The following is a 15,556-nucleotide window of genomic DNA, read 5'->3' as shown; positions in this document are numbered from 1 at the left end:
CATGCGGGTAGCCATCATCGACTACGGCTCGGGCAATCTGCGCTCGGCCACCAAGGCCTTCGAGCGCGCCGCGCATGAGGCGGGCCTTGCGGCGACGATCGAGCTGACGGCCGACGCCGAGCGGGTGCGTTCCGCCGACCGCATCGTGCTGCCGGGCGTCGGCGCCTATGCCGACTGCGCCGCCGGCCTGCACGCTGTGGCGGGCATGTGGGAGGCGGTGGAGGAAGCGGCAATCGCCAAGGGGCGGCCTTTCCTCGGCATCTGCGTCGGCATGCAGCTGATGTCGGAACGCGGCCTCGAAAAGACCGTGACAAGGGGCCTCGGCTGGATCGCCGGCGACGTCAAGGAGATCACGCCGTCCGATCCGGCGCTGAAAATCCCGCAGATCGGCTGGAACACGATCGAGCTTACGCGCCCCCATCCCTTGTTTTCCGGCATCGAGACCGGCGCGAACGGATTGCACGCCTATTTTGTCCATTCCTATCATCTCGATGCGCGGAAGGCGGACGAGGTGCTGGCGACAGCGGACTATGGCGGCGCGGTGACGGCAGCGGTTGCGCGCGACAATATCGCCGGCACGCAGTTCCATCCAGAGAAGAGCCAGGCGCTCGGCCTGGCCTTGATCACCAATTTCTTGAAGTGGAGGCCCTGAAAAATGAGCAAGAAGGGCTATTGGATGGCGATGATCGATGTCCACGATCCGGATGTCTACAAGCAGTATATCGAAGCCAACGCCGTCGCCTTCGCGAAGTACGGCGCTAAGTTCGCGGTCCGCGCGGGTCGTTACGAGAGCCCGGAAGGAGCGACCGGCAACCGTCACGTGCTGGTCGAGTTCGACACCTACGACAAGGCGATCGAATGCTATCATTCGCCTGAATATCAGCATGCCTCGAAGTTCCGGCTCGCCGCTTCGACCGGCCATTTCGTCATCGTCGAGGGCGCCTGACCGATGATCCTGTTTCCCGCCATCGATCTCAAGGACGGCAAGTGCGTGCGCCTTAAGCACGGCGACATGGCCACCGCCACCATCTACAACGACGATCCCGCCGCACAGGCGAAGGCCTTTGAGGACCAGGGCTTCGAGTGGCTGCATGTCGTCGACCTCAACGGCGCCTTCAAGGGCCAGAGCGTCAATTCGGCGGCGGTCGGCGCCATCCTCAAGGCGACGAAGAATCCGGTGCAGCTCGGCGGCGGCATCCGCACCTTGCCGCAGATCGAGGACTGGCTGGATCGCGGCCTGACGCGCGTTATCCTCGGCACCGTGGCGGTGCGCGAACCCGAGCTGGTCAAGCAAGCCTGCAAGGAATTTCCCGGCAAGATCGCCGTCGGCATCGACGCCAAGGGCGGCAAGGTCGCCGTCGAGGGCTGGGCCGAGGCCTCCGAGCTCGGCGTCATCGAGCTGGCGAAGAAGTTCGAGGGCGCCGGCGTCGCCGCCATCATCTACACCGACATCGATCGCGACGGTGTGCTGACCGGCATCAACTGGGATTCGACCATCGACCTCGCCGAGGCGGTGTCCATTCCGGTGATCGCATCCGGCGGCCTCGCCTCGATCGCCGACATCGTGCGCATGACCATGCCGGACGCGAAAAAACTCGAAGGCGCGATCTCCGGCCGTGCCCTATATGACGGACGTATCGACCCGGCCGAGGCGCTGGCGATCCTGCGCGGCGAGCGGGCGGAGGCAGAATAGTGAACATTTCCATCATCCTGGCATCCTATGACAGCGGCCATTTCCACGGCGGCTGCGGCCAGGGGCCGGACGCGCTGATCTCGGGCGGGCTGGCCGAGGCGCTGAAGCTCGCCGGCCACGACGTCGAGGTGCATGACATCGGCAAGGTGGTCGAGGACGAAGAAGAGCGCGAGATCAGCACCGGATTCGCCGTCTGCAACGCCGTTTCGGGCCAGGTCCGCATCGCGATGGACAAGAAGCGGTTTCCGATCGTGCTGGCGGGGAACTGCCTGACCGCCGCGGGCGCCGTGGCCGGCGCCGGCGCCGACGCCATCATCTGGGCAGACCAGCATGGCGATCTCAACACGCCGGAGACCTCCACCACCGGCTTCCTCGACGGCATGGCGCTGGCTGTCGCACTCGGCCTGTGCTGGCGGCCGATGGCCAACCAGATCCCCGGCTTCAAGCCGGTCGATCCGTCGCGTTGCGTCTTGGTCAATGCGCGCGACCTCGACGAGGCCGAGAAGGAGCTGCTGAAGACGCTGCCCGTCATCCGGACCGAATGCCCGGACTGGAAGGCAGCTGCGCAACGGCTGAAGGCCGACGGCGCAAGCCAGGTGCACATGCATGTCGACCTCGACGTGCACGACCCCGAGAAGCTGCAGGCCAACCGCTACACCACGCCCGGCGGTCCGGCGCCCGAGCAGGTGCGCACCGCGATGTGCGGTCTCGCCGGTCCGCTCGCCATCGCCGGGTTGACCATTTCCGCCTACGATCCGGCCTTCGACCCCAAGGGCGACGTGCCGCCGCTGGTCGGCGAGCTGGTGGTCGACCTGCTCTCGACCCTGGAAGGCAAGTGATGCTCAAGGCCCGCGTCATCCCCTGCCTCGACGTCAAGAACGGCCGCGTGGTCAAGGGCGTCAATTTCGTCGGCCTGATCGATGCCGGCGACCCGGTCGAGGCCGCCAAGGCTTATGATGCCGCAGGCGCCGACGAGCTCTGCTTCCTCGATATCACCGCATCGTCCGACAATCGCGAGACTATCTTCGACGTGGTCGCCAGGACGGCCGAGCAGTGCTTCATGCCGCTCACCGTCGGCGGCGGCGTGCGGCAGGTCGCCGACATCCGCAAGCTGCTGCTGGCCGGCGCCGACAAGGTGTCGATCAACACGGCGGCGGTGAAGAACCCGGATTTCGTCGCGGAAGCCGCAGACAAGTTCGGCAACCAGTGCATCGTCGTGGCGATCGACGCCAAGAAGGTGTCGGCGGCGGGCGAAGCCGATCGCTGGGAGATTTTCACGCATGGCGGACGCGAGAAGACCGGCATCGACGCGGTCGAATTCGCCAGGACGATGGTCGAGCGCGGCGCCGGCGAGATTCTTTTGACCTCGATGGACCGCGACGGCACCAAGGCCGGCTACGACATCGCGCTCACCCGCGCCATCGCCGACGCCGTGCGCGCGCCGGTGATCGCTTCCGGCGGCGTCGGAACGCTTGACCACCTGGTCGAAGGCATCCGCGACGGCCATGCGGGTGCAGTGCTTGCCGCCTCGATCTTCCATTTCGGCACCTTCACGATCGCCGAGGCCAAGGCACATATGGCAAAGGCCGGCCTGCCGATGCGGCTGGACTCGCCGGCACATCGGACTTAAACCACTGCTATGGCTCAATTTTCGCTCGCCGAGCTGGAAACGATCATCCATCAGCGCGCCCATTCCGGCGACGCTGACTCATGGACGGCGAAGCTGTTCGCCAAAGGCATGGACAAGGCGGCGCAGAAGCTCGGCGAGGAAGCGGTGGAAACGGTGATCGCCGCCATCCGCGGCGACAAGCAGGCCATCGTTTCGGAAAGTGCCGATCTTATATATCATTGGCTGGTCGTCCTTGGCGTAGCGGGCATTCCGCTTGACGACGTGCTGAAGGAGCTCGAGAGCCGAACCGGCCGCTCGGGCATCGCCGAAAAGGCGTCCCGTCCCCGCGGTTGAAGGCCTGGGGCTGACGGCGAGGAGGGCAGGAAACCCGATGGACCAACTGGCTCCGACCGAGAAGTATTCCCCCTATCGATTCTTCTCCGCCGAGCAATGGTCGCAGTTCCGCGCCGACACGCCGCTGACGCTGACTGGGGAAGAGATCGACCGGCTGCGCTCGCTCAACGACCCGGTCGACCTCGAAGAGGTCAAGCGCATCTACCTTTCGCTGTCGCGGCTGCTTTCGGCGCATGTCGAGGCGAGCCAGCTGCTGTTCCGGCAGCGTCAGGCCTTCTTCAAGGCGCAGGATGTCGTCAAGACCCCCTTCATCATCGGCATCGCCGGCTCGGTCGCGGTCGGCAAGTCGACCACGGCGCGCGTGCTGAAGGAACTGCTGGCGCGCTGGCCGTCGAGCCCGAAAGTCGATCTCATCACCACCGACGGCTTCCTGTTGCCCAACGAGATCCTGCGACGCGAGAACCTCATGGAGCGCAAGGGGTTCCCCGAGAGCTACGACGTCGGCGCGCTGCTCAGGTTCCTGTCCGGCATCAAGTCGGCGCAAAGCAGCGTCGTCGCGCCGGTCTATTCGCACCTGACCTACGACGTGATCCCCGGCGAGTTCGTCACCATCGACCGGCCGGACATACTGATCTTCGAAGGCATCAACGTGCTGCAGCCGGGCAAGCTGCCGAAGGACGGCAAGATCGTGCCGTTCCTGTCCGACTTCTTCGACTTCGCCATCTATATCGATGCCGACGAGAAGCTGATCCATCAGTGGTACATCCAGCGCTTCATGCGCCTGCGCGAAACCGCCTTCCGCAATCCGGACTCCTTCTTCCACCGCTATTCGCAGCTTTCGCAGGATGCCGCGCGGGCCATCGCCGAAGGGCTGTGGGCCAACATCAACCTGAAGAACCTGCGCGAGAACATCCTGCCGACAAGGGCGCGGGCCGATCTCATCCTGCGCAAGGGCGCCAACCACCTGATCGAGGAAGTGGCGCTGAGGAAGCTTTGAGGCCCCGCCTGAGCTGACCGGCGCCGACCGGTTTTCGGGTTTCTTAAGAGATTCCTGCAAGAAACCGGCCAGGCAACGGGCAAGGTTTCCATGCAACGGCTAGCGGCACTGCCGAAGCCATATCTGTTCGTGTTCGCGGTCGCATCCATGGCGGCAGCGGTCTTGGCTTGCGCGACCGTGGTTGCGATCCTTGCACCGGGCCTCGCCCCGAGCCTTGCCGACAAGGACTTCGCCAACTACTGGATGGCGTCCAGATTGCTGCTCTCCGGCGAGGTGCAGGACCTGTTCGGGCCTTGGGATGTTTATTTCAGCCATCTCCAGGAGGCCTTCGGCAGCGAATATCCCTGGCACAATTGGAGCTATCCGCCGCATTTCCTCTTCCTGGTCTGGCCATTCGGATTGTTTGGCTACAAGACCGCGCTGCTGCTCTTCCTGGCAACGACGGGCATCGCTTTCCTTTTCGCCTATCGCGCATTCATCGGCGAACGGAACCTCGTGGCCTGGGTCGCCGCAATGCCCTTCATCGTTATCAACTTCTGGGCCGCCCAAAACGGCTATCTCTGCGCGGCCCTGGCGCTCGGCGCGCTGGCATTGCGCGAGAAAAGGCCCATCATCGCCGGCATCCTGCTCGGCCTGCTGACGATCAAGCCGCAGCTCGGCCTGCTGTTTCCGTTCCTCCTGGTGGCAGAGCGGCGTTGGACCGTCATCGCCAGCGCCACTATCTCCACGCTGCTGCTGGTGGCGGCCTCGGCCGCCATCTTCGGGCCCGATGCGTGGCGCGGCTACATCCAAAATGTCGTGCCATACCAGAACGCGGTCATGAGGGTGCTCGAGGGCCTGTTCCTTGCGATGATGCCCTCGGTCTATGGCGCGCTCCGCAACTGGAACTTCGGTCCGGACATGGCGCTCATGCTGCATCTTTCGGTGGCCGCGCCCGTGGCGCTGGTCGTCATCGCGGCCTTCTTCCGTGTCGGCGATGCGCGCGACCGCAGCATTCTTCTGCTGATCGCCACATTCATCATCACGCCTTATGCGCTGAGCTACGATCTCGGCCTGCTTGCCGGCGCGCTCGGGCTGATGGCATTGAGAGATCCGCCGTCGCCCGAAGGCAGGACCCGGATCGCCATCCTGACCTTGGCGATGCTGCTGCCTCTCGCCATGATCCAGTTTGGATTGCTGAAAATTCCGCTCGCCGCGATTGTCCTGTTCGCGCTTCTTCTCGTGGCATTGCGCGACGCCGGCCTTACGCCCGACTTCCTGCGGCGGCGTGTGAGCGTCAAGATGGACGCAGCGCCGTAGAGTGTTTGTTTTTACGCAAAAACAAACACTTAGACTGGTGGAGCGATTCCGTGAAACGTTGAATCACTCTTACGAACGCTTACGCCATGGACGGCTCTCCGGAGACTTCAGTCTTCCGGCTTCTCGTCCATATAGAAAACAGCATCCAGGCGGCGAGGAACAGCGGGATCAGCACGGCGACGCAATATCCGCCCCAGGTGAAAAAATGCCCGACGAAAGGCCAGAGCCAGCAAACCGCGAGTATCAATCGGGGTGGCCTTGACGTCATCGCGGCCAGCATGGCGACCGCTACGGCCAGACCGATCGTGTCGTAGGTATAGCCATAAGGCGTGGCTAGGATAGCAAGGACAGCGGTGAGCGCCACGCGTTCCTGATGCGAGACCTGGCGCCCTGGCCACCAGAGCCAGACCGCTACCGCGATGGAAACGACGGTCGCGATCGCCTGCACGCCATAGCCGGCGGCCACACCCAAGCCGATTGCCCTCGCCGTGAAGAACACCGTTATCGCGTTGTATTGGTAGGGCTGCGGATAAGGAGCCTCCATGATCGCCGTCATCAACGGACGGGTTTCGGTCAGGAACAGCCGCCAGACATCGAAGCCAAAGAACAGGCCCGTGGCGACGGCGATCACGACGGCGGTCGCGATGGCGGTGAGAATGGCTCGCCAATTGCCGCTGGCGAGCAGGCAGAAAGGCACCAGAATGCCAAGATGCGGCTTGATCGTCAGCAGGCCGAACAAGATACCAGCCAGCACCGGACGCCTTGGCGCCACGGCGAGACCTCCGATCAACAGAGCCGTCGTCAGCGCGCCGTTCTGACCGAACACCGAGTTCCAGATAACGGCGGGACTCAAGACAATCGCCAGTTCCAGGGCCGCTCCGAGCTTCAGCGGCCGGATCGCCAGCCACAGACACAGCACGGTCCCAACCGTCCAGATCAGATAAGCAGGCAGGATCGGCAAGGTCGCAAGCGGAACGCCGAGCAAGAGGATACTCGGCGGGTAGCTCCATTCCTGATTTTGAAGGTCGGGCGAAAACATGGCGCGCAGCGCCGCTCGATAGGCGTCCACATCGAAAAGGACGGCAACGTGGCCGTCAATAGCCATGCGCGAACCTGCCCAGAGATTCGTGAAATCCCAGTAGGGAAGCCTATGCGAAAGTTCGGAAAACCCCCTGCCGTCGAGGTTCCACAACATGCTCAGGTAGACCTCGGCCATCCAGATACCGATCATCGATACGACCGTGACCAAGGCCACGTCCAAGAGGCTTCGGGTCCTGATCCAATTCGGTTCCATGACGACCTCGGTTTTCGCAACCGCGGTTGTAGCCCGGGTGTCCTTAAAATCGCGTTGCACCGAGGAGTGGTCAGCCAGGCACCGTCACCCGCCGCAGCGTCAGATTGATGCGGCCGCCATTCTTCAAAAGGGCCGACGTCGCGGGATAGATGCGGTCGACGCCATGGAAGGCGAGGCGTCCCTCGCCGCCAAGCACGACGACGTCGCCGCTCTTCAGCCTGAACGACTTCGTGCCGCCTTCGCGCCTGTCCTGGCCGACCCGGAACAGGCAGTCGTCGCCCAGCGAGACCGACACCACGGGCGCGGCGAAATCCTGCTCGTCGCGATCCTGATGCAGGCCCATTTTGGCGTCCGCCGCATAGAAGTTGACCAGGCATGCCTCGGGCGGATGCGGATAGGCCGAGACCTCGCGCCATAATTGCAGCAAGGCTTCCGGGATCGGCGGCCAGGGCTCGCCCGTCACCGGATGGGTCGGCTGGTAGCGATAGCCGCGCTCCTTGTCGGTGACCCAGCCAAGCGCGCCGCAATTGGTCATGCGCACGCTCATCTCCTTGCCGGTGCGCGGCATGGTCGGCACGTAGAGGGGTGCTGCCTGCACGACGCGCCTGATCTCCTCGACCAGCGCTTCCTGGGCCGGTCGGGCGATGTAGCCCGGCATATGGCGGACGCCTTTGGGCAAGACGAGCATTGCGTCGATCCGTTTTCTTTGCCCTAGAGCATGATGCCGAAAAGTGTGAAGCGGTTTTCGGACGACATCATGCTCTATCTCTTTGATTTAGAGACGGATTCAGATTTCAGGTCGATTCGACCTGAAATCATCCGGCTCTAGCATGCCACCGGCAAAAGAAAACGGCGACCCGAAAGCCGCCGTTTATTCAATCTCGGCGATATGCCCCTCAGGCCTGGTCGATATCCGGTATGCGCAACACCTGGCCGGGATAGATCTTGTCGGGATGCGTCAGCATCGGCTTGTTGGCCTCGAAGATGATGTTGTTCTTCGCGCCCTTGCCCTTGCCGTAAGACTTCTCGGCGATCTTCCAGAGATTGTCGCCCTTCTGGACGGTATAAAGCGTCGGTTCCTTGGCCGGCGCCGCCGCCTTGCCGGCCTCGGGCGCGACCTTCAACTCGTCCGCCTGCACCTTGGAGACGCCGAGCGTGTTGCCGACGGCGATCACCGCCTTTTCGAAGGCCGACTGATCCTTGACCGTGCCCTTCAAAACCGCGGTGTCGCCCTGGACGGCAACCTCGACGCCGTCCGTGCCCAGCTTGTGGGAATCGAGCTCCTTCTTCAACGTATCCGCGCTTGGCGATGCCTCGTCGTCGCCGCCGATGCCGAGCTTCTTGCCGACGCCTTTGACGAAATCGAAAATACCCATAGCTGGTCTCCTCGCTGTTGCAGCAATCGGAGCTTGCCATCTGCAACCCAGAATTGGAAGCAGCTGATTCAACCGTGCTTAGAGCGTTTCACCGTTTCACGGAAACGGCGAACCGCTCTATCTCTTGTTTTGACGCAATTCCGGACGGAAAACCGCTCTCACTTTTCCTGGAATTGCTCTAATCGTTCTCGACACGGCCGCGCAGCTTTTTCACCGTCGATCGGCCCGCCTTGCTCTTGAGACGGCGCTCCACGGCGCCTTTGGACGGCCTGGTCTTCTTGCGCGGCGGCGGTGGCGGCTCGGCCGCCTTGGCGATCAACGCCGTCAGCCGCGCCCGCGCATCGGCCCGGTTCTGCTCCTGGGTGCGGAAGCGGCCGGCCTCGATGACGATGACGCCGTCCTTGGTGGCGCGCTGGCCGGCAAGCTTGATGGCACGCTCGCGCACGCGCTCGCTGAGGCCCGAAGCGTTCGCCGCGTCGAAGCGCAACTGCACGGCGGTGGCCACCTTGTTGACGTTCTGGCCGCCCGGACCGGACGAGCGGATGAAGTCCTCATGCAGGTCGCTCGCACGAATGACCGCTTCGCCCGAGATGATGATGTCGTCGTCGCTTGCCATGCACGCACTCATGACGCGATGACGGCAAAAAGAAAAGGCCCGGCGCGAGCCAGGCCCTGGAGGAAAGATGAGAAGCGGCCGCTATTCAGCCGCTTCCTGCAAGCGCGGGGCCGCGCCGAGGATGGTGGCGTCGACGTGGCGTTCGAACTTCTCGAAATTGGTCGCGAACATATTGACCAGCTTTGCGGCCTGGCGGTCGTAGCCGGCCTTGTCCGCCCAGGTCGAGCGCGGGTCGAGAATGGCGCCGTCGACACCCGGGACCGCCACCGGCACCTCGAACCCGAAATTGGCGTCGGTGCGGAACTCGGCCGACTTCAGCGAGCCGTCGAGCGCGGCGCCCAGCAAGGCGCGCGTCACCTTGATCGGCATGCGGCGGCCGGTGCCGTAGGCGCCGCCGGTCCAGCCGGTGTTGACCAGCCAGCAGTCGACGCCATGGCCGGCGATCAGCTCGCGCAGCAGATTGCCGTATTCGGACGGGTGGCGCGGCATGAACGGGGCGCCGAAGCAGGTCGAGAACGTCGCTTCCGGCTCGGTGACGCCCTTTTCCGTGCCCGCAACCTTGGCGGTATAGCCCGACAGGAAGTGGTACATCGCCTGCGCCGGCGTCAGCCTCGCGATCGGCGGCATGACGCCGAAGGCATCGGCGGTCAGCATGATGATGTTCTTCGGATGACCGGCGCGGCCGGTCTTCGAGGCATTGGGGATAAAGTCCAGCGGATAGGCGCAGCGCGTGTTCTCGGTCAGGCTGCCATCGTTGAAATCCGGAACGCGGCAGGCGTCGAGCACCACGTTCTCCAGCACCGTGCCGAAGCGCTGCGTGGTGGCGAATATCTCAGGCTCGGCCTCCGCGGACAGCCTGATCGTCTTGGCGTAGCAGCCGCCTTCGAAATTGAAGATGCCGTGCGGGCCCCAGCCATGCTCGTCATCGCCGATCAGCGTGCGCGACGGATCCGCGGAAAGGGTCGTCTTGCCGGTGCCGGACAGGCCGAAGAAGACGGCCGCGTCGCTGTCCGGACCTTCATTGGCGGAGCAGTGCATCGGCATGACGCCCTGTGACGGCAGCAGGTAGTTCAGCATCGTGAACACCGACTTCTTCATCTCGCCGGCATAGGAGGTGCCGCCGATCAGCACGATCTTGCGGGTGAGGTCGACGGCGATCACCGTTTCGGTGCGGGTGCCATGGCGGGCGGGATCGGCGCGGAAGGATGGCAGGTCGACGATCGTCATGTCCGGCACGAAATGCTCGAGTTCGGCGGCTTCGGGGCGGATCAAAAGATTGCGGATGAACAGCGAATGCCAGGCGAATTCGGTGATGACCCGGGTCGGCAGCTTGAGATCGGCGTCGGCGCCGCCGACGAGGTCCTGCACGTAGAGATCCTTGCCGGCCGCATGAGCCTTGAAATCCGCCAGCAGCGCCTCGAACTCACCCGGCGAGATCGCCTTGTTGTTGTCCCACCAGACTTGGCCGCCGGTCGCCTCGTCGCGCACGACGAATTTGTCCTTCGGCGAACGCCCGGTGTGCTGGCCGGTCTCGGCGACCAGCGCGCCCTGCGCGGTCAATCTCGCCTCGCCGCGCCGGATCGCTTCCTCGTAGAGTTCGGCGGCGCCAAAATTATAGCGTACCATGCCCGTTGTCTTCAGGCCTATCGCGTCGATGGCGCAGTCGGGGTTGCGTTTGCCGGCTTCCGACATCAAATTTCCTCTCTGGATTTGGCCGCATCTGACGGGTGACTTCCCGGAGCCCGCGCTGGGGCCGTCAGGTTCAGAACCAGAAAAGCCGAATGATATCAAATCATTAATCGATTTAAAAAATTTGAAAGTTGTTTAAATCGTTTATATGTGCAAAAAACCATAGAGGTTGCCCAAAGGATTGGCAGGCTCGGTTCGTCCAATCCCAATTAGGGTGCGATGGCGTGTGACGGCAGGCCGCTCGTGACTTCGGACAAGGCCCGTGCCACATTTTGTACCCAATTTGTCCTGCAAAAGCCCCTTCTCGACGACAGAAGGGACAGCTCATGAGGGAGCCGCTTGAAATGGCAACAATCGCGCTTGTCGACGACGACCGCAACATTCTGACATCGGTGTCGATCGCGCTCGAGTCCGAGGGCTATCGGGTCGAAACCTACACCGACGGCGCGTCGGCGCTGGAAGGCCTGGCGGCGCGGCCGCCGAACCTCGCCATCCTCGACATCAAGATGCCGCGCATGGACGGCATGGAGCTGTTGCGCCGCATGCGCCAGAAGTCGGACCTGCCGGTCATCTTCCTGACGTCAAAGGACGACGAGATCGACGAATTGTTCGGCCTCAAGATGGGTGCCGACGACTTCATCCGCAAACCCTTCTCGCAGCGCCTGCTTGTCGAGCGCGTGCGCGCCGTGCTGCGCCGGACCAGCGCCCGCGAGGCGGCGGCCAAGGCGCCGAGCCAGCAGGCCCGCTCGCTCGAACGCGGCCAGCTGGTGATGGACCAGGAGCGGCACACCTGCACCTGGAAGGGCGAGCCGGTGACGCTGACGGTGACCGAATTCCTCATCCTGCATTCGCTGGCGCAGCGCCCCGGCGTGGTAAAAAGCCGTGATGCGCTGATGGATTCGGCCTATGATGAGCAGGTCTATGTCGACGACCGCACCATCGACAGCCACATCAAGCGGCTGCGCAAGAAGTTCAAGGCCGTCGACGACGACTTCGAGATGATCGAAACCCTTTACGGAGTCGGATACCGGTTCCGCGAGGCTTGAATAGGCAGTAGTGAGTAGGCAGTAGGGAATAGTCGGTAGTCAGTTTTGAATGGTGAGAGCGGCCGCTCATTCATAGCCGCGGTCAGCCAACCATGTCTCTATTCCCTACTCACTACTCGCTACTCACCAACTAAGCAGGGCCTGCTAGTCGATGGCAGTGGAAGTAGAGCGAGGCAGACGGGCGGGCGCGGCAAGGCGCCCGTCGCGGATCGTGCCCGCCTTCGTGTCGAAATTCACGGTGCCGATGCGCCGGTTTCTCGGCCATCACATCTTCTCCAGCCTGACCCGGCGCATCCTGTTCCTCAACCTGGCCGGCCTCGCCGTGCTGGTCACCGGCATCCTTTATCTCAACACCTTCCGCGACGGGCTGATCGACGCGCGCGTCGAAAGCCTGATGACGCAGGGCGAGATCATCGCCGGCGCGATCGCGGCTTCGGCGACCGTCGAGACCGATTCGATCAGCATCGACCCGGAAAAGCTGCTTGAGCTGCAGGCGGGCGAAAGCCTGGGGCCGGGGTCGGACCAGCTCGACAATCTCGATTTCCCGATCAATCCCGAGCGCGTGGCGCCGGTGCTGCGACGCTTGATCTCGCCGACGCGCACCCGCGCCCGCATCTATGACCGCGACGCCAACCTGCTGCTCGATTCGCGGCATCTTTATTCGCGCGGCCAGATCCTGCGCTACGACCTGCCGCCGGTCGAAGACGAACAGCCCGGCGTCGTGGAGCGAGTCGAGAAATTCATCTTCGACTTCTTCCGCAACAAGGACCTGCCGGTCTACCACGAGCAGCCCGGCGGCAATGGCGCGGCCTTCCCCGAAGTGGTCAAGGCGCTGACCGGCAGCCCCTCGACCATCGTGCGGGTGAGCGAGCAGGGCGAGCAGATCGTCTCCGTCGCGGTGCCGATCCAGCGCTTCCGCGCCGTGCTCGGCGTGCTGATGCTGTCCACCGAAGGCGGCGACATCGACAAGATCGTGGCGGCCGAGCGCAAGGCGATCCTGCGCGTGTTCGGGGTGGCGGCTTTGGTCACCGCGATCCTGTCGATGCTGCTCGCCTCCACCATCGCCAATCCGCTGCGCCGGCTTTCCGCGGCCGCCGTCAGGGTGCGGCGCGGCGTCAAGAGCCGCGAGGAAATCCCCGATTTTTCCGATCGCCAGGACGAGATCGGCAATTTGTCCATTGCCGTGCGCGACATGACGAATGCGCTGTACGCGAGAATCGAGGCGATCGAGAGTTTCGCGGCGGATGTCTCGCATGAATTGAAGAACCCGCTGACTTCGCTGCGCAGCGCGGTCGAGACATTACCTTTGGCGAAAAATGATACGTCTCGCGCGCGTCTGATGGAAATCATCCAGCACGATGTGAGGCGGCTCGACCGGCTGATCACCGACATCTCGGACGCTTCGCGGCTCGATGCCGAGCTTGCGCGCGAGGATGCCGCGACCGTCGACCTGAAGAAATTCACCACCGATCTCATCGCGGTCTCGCGCGAGGCGACGCGCAACAAGAAGGCCGTCGAGATCGAGCTCAAGGTCGCCAAGCTGCCGGCCGGCGCCAAAGGATATTTCGTTGTCGGCCATGACCTCAGGATCGGTCAGGTCATCACCAACCTGATCGAGAACGCGCGTTCCTTCGTGCCCGACGAGCATGGCCACATAGCGATCTCGTTGGCGCGCGCGGGCAAGTTCAACATCATCACCGTCGACGACAACGGTCCGGGTATCCGGGCCGAGAAGATCGATCGCATCTTCGAGCGCTTCTATACCGACCGGCCGGCCGGCGAGGCATTCGGCCAGAACTCCGGCCTCGGGCTGTCGATCAGCCGCCAGATCGTCGAGGCGCATGGCGGCACGCTGACGGCCGAGAACATCCCCGGCACCAAGCCCGGCGAGATCAAGGGCGCGCGTTTCGTGGTGACGCTGCCGGCGGAAGGCTGATCGCCGAGCCGAACATGCCAGACGCCGCCGCAAAGCCCCGCAACATCCATGGGACAGCCGTACTGGTCGGCGAGCGCGGCGTGCTGATCACCGGACCGTCGGGCGCCGGCAAGACGACGCTGGCGCTGGCGCTGATCGATCATTGCCGCGCGCGGGGGCTTTTTGCCCGGCTGGTGGGCGACGACCAGTTGTTTGCGGTGGCCCATGGCGGCCGGCTGGTGTGCCGTGCGCCGGCGAGCATCGCCGGTCTCGCCGAGGTGCACGGCATCGGCCCGCGGCCGCTGGCTTTCGAACCGGCCGCCGTGATCGACCTCATGGTGCGGCTGGTCGAGCCGGCCGACATGGCGCGCCTGCAGGACGAAGCCGCGGAAACGATCGACGGATGCCGGCTGCCCCGCGTCGATGTCGCCCGGCAAAATATCACCGCCGCGCTGTCCATGCTGATGGCGCGGCTGTCGATCCAGCCTTTTTCATGATCCGGCCCGGGATTTTTGCTGCGATGCGTCAAAATGGCCCGGGCCGCCGCAATTTTGGGCTTGTCAACCGGCCGTGCGTCGACAAGATAGCGCTCCCGCCGCCTGGAATGGCCGGCGAACATAAGATACGCCTGTAAAGCGGCGATGACGGGAGCCACCAGAGAATGATCGGACTCGTGCTCGTGACGCACGGTCAACTCGCTACCGAGTTCCGGCATGCCGTAGAGCATGTCGTCGGGCCGCAAGACAATTTCGAAACCGTGGCGATCGGCGCCGACGACGACATGGAGCAGCGCCGGGCCGACATCGTCGACGCCGTGGCGCGCGTCGACACCGGAACCGGCGTCATCGTGCTCACCGACATGTTCGGCGGCACGCCCTCCAACCTCGCCATCTCGGTGATGGAATCCGGCCGCACCGAGGTCATCGCCGGCATGAACCTGCCGATGCTGATCAAGCTCTCCTCGATCCGCAAGGGCGACAACATGGCCGCCGCGCTCGACGAAGCGCAGGCGGCGGGCCGCAAATACATCAACGTCGCCAGCCAGCTCCTGAGCAGCAAATGAACGCACCGGCGCCGCGTACGGATGAGGTGGTGCGGGAGTTCCCGATCATCAATCAGCGCGGCCTGCACGCGCGCGCTTCGGCCAAGTTCGTCCAGGTCGCCAGCGGCTTCGACGCCACCATCCATGTCGAGAAGGACGGTGTGAAGGTCGGCGGCACCTCGATCATGGGCCTGATGATGCTGGCGGCAAGCCCGGGTTATTCGATCCGCGTCATCGCCAGCGGCCCGGAAGCCGTGCCGGCCATGGATGCGCTGGAGCAGCTGGTCGCCTCGCGTTTCGGCGAGGAAATCTAGTTCCCCAGCACAGGGGATTTTGACCGGTCGGCTCTGTTCGCGTTGGCAGGTGGCAAGCGTTGGAGATGGCCGAAACGCGCAATCGCGATCGTCATTCCAGGGCGGAGCAGGAGCGAAGCTCCGTCGCGAAGACCCTGGAATCCATGCCGTTACCTCCGCCAAGGCGTGCAACGGAGCAGAATTCTGCACCGTGGCGGCGCTCCAAGGTCACGGAATGGATTCTATGGTCTGCGCCGCGTCGCTTCGCTCCTTGCTCCGCCATAGAATGACGAGATTGGGAGCGGCTTCAACCAATCCCCGGCGTTTGCGCTG

The 15,556-nt window shown here is 63.8% G+C and carries 18 protein-coding genes; 13 read left to right on the top strand and 5 right to left on the bottom strand.

Features of this window, described 5'->3' with window-relative positions:
• Position 1: 1 nt before the first annotated feature.
• From hisH to FJ956_RS11170, 8 genes are all read left to right on the top strand, one after another.
• Complete coding sequence (gene hisH / locus FJ956_RS11205; protein ID WP_140674296.1) at positions 2–652, top strand: imidazole glycerol phosphate synthase subunit HisH; 651 nt, start codon at positions 2–4, stop codon at positions 650–652.
• 3 nt (positions 653–655) lie between these two features.
• Positions 656–946: a DUF1330 domain-containing protein gene (locus FJ956_RS11200; RefSeq protein WP_140674294.1), complete on the top strand. Its 291-nt coding sequence runs from the start codon at positions 656–658 to the stop codon at positions 944–946.
• A gap of 3 nt (positions 947–949) precedes the next feature.
• Entirely contained in the window at positions 950–1,693 is a 744-nt protein-coding gene (hisA, locus tag FJ956_RS11195) for a 1-(5-phosphoribosyl)-5-[(5-phosphoribosylamino)methylideneamino]imidazole-4-carboxamide isomerase (RefSeq protein ID WP_140674292.1), read from the top strand.
• Entirely contained in the window at positions 1,693–2,532 is an 840-nt protein-coding gene (locus tag FJ956_RS11190; protein WP_140674290.1) for an arginase family protein, read from the top strand. The genes hisA and FJ956_RS11190 overlap by 1 nt, the downstream gene beginning before the upstream one ends.
• Complete coding sequence (gene hisF, locus FJ956_RS11185) at positions 2,529–3,323, top strand: imidazole glycerol phosphate synthase subunit HisF (RefSeq protein ID WP_181170118.1); 795 nt, start codon at positions 2,529–2,531, stop codon at positions 3,321–3,323. Before FJ956_RS11190 ends, hisF begins: the two co-directional genes overlap by 4 nt.
• Positions 3,324–3,332: 9 nt before the next feature.
• Positions 3,333–3,656 (top strand): phosphoribosyl-ATP diphosphatase, encoded by a 324-nt coding sequence (locus tag FJ956_RS11180; protein ID WP_140674286.1) that lies wholly within the window; start codon positions 3,333–3,335, stop codon positions 3,654–3,656.
• A 37-nt stretch (positions 3,657–3,693) separates the two neighbouring features.
• Positions 3,694–4,653 carry a type I pantothenate kinase gene (gene coaA / locus FJ956_RS11175; protein WP_140674284.1) on the top strand — a complete coding sequence of 320 codons (960 nt, stop codon included), beginning with the start codon at positions 3,694–3,696 and terminating at the stop codon, positions 4,651–4,653.
• Between the two features lie 90 nt (positions 4,654–4,743).
• Positions 4,744–5,952, top strand: a complete 1,209-nt coding sequence (locus tag FJ956_RS11170) for a glycosyltransferase family 87 protein (RefSeq protein ID WP_140674282.1) — start codon at positions 4,744–4,746, stop codon at positions 5,950–5,952.
• A gap of 79 nt (positions 5,953–6,031) precedes the next feature.
• Here FJ956_RS11170 and FJ956_RS11165 read toward each other — a convergent pair whose 3' ends face one another.
• The 5 genes from FJ956_RS11165 to FJ956_RS11145 form a co-directional block, all read right to left on the bottom strand.
• A complete protein-coding gene (locus FJ956_RS11165) occupies positions 6,032–7,201 on the bottom strand; it encodes a glycosyltransferase family 87 protein (protein WP_181181043.1) in 1,170 nt (389 codons plus the stop codon).
• Between the two features lie 115 nt (positions 7,202–7,316).
• Positions 7,317–7,934, bottom strand: coding sequence for an alpha-ketoglutarate-dependent dioxygenase AlkB (locus FJ956_RS11160; protein ID WP_140674278.1), 618 nt, complete (start codon positions 7,932–7,934; stop codon positions 7,317–7,319).
• Between the two features lie 208 nt (positions 7,935–8,142).
• Positions 8,143–8,622: a peptidoglycan-binding protein LysM gene (gene lysM, locus FJ956_RS11155; protein ID WP_140674276.1), complete on the bottom strand. Its 480-nt coding sequence runs from the start codon at positions 8,620–8,622 to the stop codon at positions 8,143–8,145.
• Between the two features lie 178 nt (positions 8,623–8,800).
• Positions 8,801–9,238: an alternative ribosome rescue aminoacyl-tRNA hydrolase ArfB gene (arfB, locus tag FJ956_RS11150; RefSeq protein WP_140674274.1), complete on the bottom strand. Its 438-nt coding sequence runs from the start codon at positions 9,236–9,238 to the stop codon at positions 8,801–8,803.
• A gap of 81 nt (positions 9,239–9,319) precedes the next feature.
• A complete protein-coding gene (locus tag FJ956_RS11145; protein WP_140674272.1) occupies positions 9,320–10,930 on the bottom strand; it encodes a phosphoenolpyruvate carboxykinase in 1,611 nt (536 codons plus the stop codon).
• Positions 10,931–11,271: 341 nt separating this feature from the next.
• Here FJ956_RS11145 and FJ956_RS11140 point away from each other — a divergent pair, with 341 nt between their 5' ends.
• The 5 genes from FJ956_RS11140 (at position 11,272) to FJ956_RS11115 (ending at position 15,244) form a co-directional block, all read left to right on the top strand.
• Positions 11,272–11,973 carry a response regulator transcription factor gene (locus FJ956_RS11140; protein WP_006201274.1) on the top strand — a complete coding sequence of 234 codons (702 nt, stop codon included), beginning with the start codon at positions 11,272–11,274 and terminating at the stop codon, positions 11,971–11,973.
• Between the two features lie 151 nt (positions 11,974–12,124).
• Complete coding sequence (locus tag FJ956_RS11135; RefSeq protein ID WP_140674270.1) at positions 12,125–13,909, top strand: sensor histidine kinase; 1,785 nt, start codon at positions 12,125–12,127, stop codon at positions 13,907–13,909.
• Positions 13,910–13,923: 14 nt separating this feature from the next.
• The gene (locus FJ956_RS11130; protein WP_140674268.1) at positions 13,924–14,385 is read left to right on the top strand and encodes an HPr kinase/phosphorylase; all 462 of its coding nucleotides are present in this window, start codon (positions 13,924–13,926) and stop codon (positions 14,383–14,385) included.
• A gap of 164 nt (positions 14,386–14,549) precedes the next feature.
• Positions 14,550–14,951 carry a PTS sugar transporter subunit IIA gene (locus tag FJ956_RS11120; protein WP_140674263.1) on the top strand — a complete coding sequence of 134 codons (402 nt, stop codon included), beginning with the start codon at positions 14,550–14,552 and terminating at the stop codon, positions 14,949–14,951.
• The gene (locus FJ956_RS11115) at positions 14,948–15,244 is read left to right on the top strand and encodes an HPr family phosphocarrier protein (RefSeq protein ID WP_140658726.1); all 297 of its coding nucleotides are present in this window, start codon (positions 14,948–14,950) and stop codon (positions 15,242–15,244) included. Before FJ956_RS11120 ends, FJ956_RS11115 begins: the two co-directional genes overlap by 4 nt.
• Positions 15,245–15,556 lie beyond the last annotated feature (312 nt).

The sequence above is a fragment of the Mesorhizobium sp. B2-4-3 genome (genome assembly GCF_006442815.1).
Classification (GTDB): Bacteria; Pseudomonadota; Alphaproteobacteria; order Rhizobiales; family Rhizobiaceae; genus Mesorhizobium.
This window is presented reverse-complemented; position numbering and strand designations above follow the sequence as displayed.

Bases quoted from the DNA above. Each gene is read 5' to 3' on its own strand.
- FJ956_RS11120 (WP_140674263.1), top strand. From the start codon at position 14,550: ATGATCGGACTCGTGCTCGTGACGCACGGTCAACTCGCTACCGAGTTC.
- arfB (WP_140674274.1), bottom strand. From the start codon at position 9,238: ATGGCAAGCGACGACGACATCATCATCTCGGGCGAAGCGGTCATTCGT.
- FJ956_RS11160 (WP_140674278.1), bottom strand. From the start codon at position 7,934: ATGCTCGTCTTGCCCAAAGGCGTCCGCCATATGCCGGGCTACATCGCC.
- FJ956_RS11130 (WP_140674268.1), top strand. From the start codon at position 13,924: ATGCCAGACGCCGCCGCAAAGCCCCGCAACATCCATGGGACAGCCGTA.
- FJ956_RS11200 (WP_140674294.1), top strand. From the start codon at position 656: ATGAGCAAGAAGGGCTATTGGATGGCGATGATCGATGTCCACGATCCG.
- FJ956_RS11135 (WP_140674270.1), top strand. From the start codon at position 12,125: ATGGCAGTGGAAGTAGAGCGAGGCAGACGGGCGGGCGCGGCAAGGCGC.
- lysM (WP_140674276.1), bottom strand. From the start codon at position 8,622: ATGGGTATTTTCGATTTCGTCAAAGGCGTCGGCAAGAAGCTCGGCATC.
- FJ956_RS11170 (WP_140674282.1), top strand. From the start codon at position 4,744: ATGCAACGGCTAGCGGCACTGCCGAAGCCATATCTGTTCGTGTTCGCG.
- FJ956_RS11140 (WP_006201274.1), top strand. From the start codon at position 11,272: ATGGCAACAATCGCGCTTGTCGACGACGACCGCAACATTCTGACATCG.
- coaA (WP_140674284.1), top strand. From the start codon at position 3,694: ATGGACCAACTGGCTCCGACCGAGAAGTATTCCCCCTATCGATTCTTC.
- hisA (WP_140674292.1), top strand. From the start codon at position 950: ATGATCCTGTTTCCCGCCATCGATCTCAAGGACGGCAAGTGCGTGCGC.
- FJ956_RS11180 (WP_140674286.1), top strand. From the start codon at position 3,333: ATGGCTCAATTTTCGCTCGCCGAGCTGGAAACGATCATCCATCAGCGC.
- hisH (WP_140674296.1), top strand. From the start codon at position 2: ATGCGGGTAGCCATCATCGACTACGGCTCGGGCAATCTGCGCTCGGCC.
- FJ956_RS11115 (WP_140658726.1), top strand. From the start codon at position 14,948: ATGAACGCACCGGCGCCGCGTACGGATGAGGTGGTGCGGGAGTTCCCG.
- FJ956_RS11145 (WP_140674272.1), bottom strand. From the start codon at position 10,930: ATGTCGGAAGCCGGCAAACGCAACCCCGACTGCGCCATCGACGCGATA.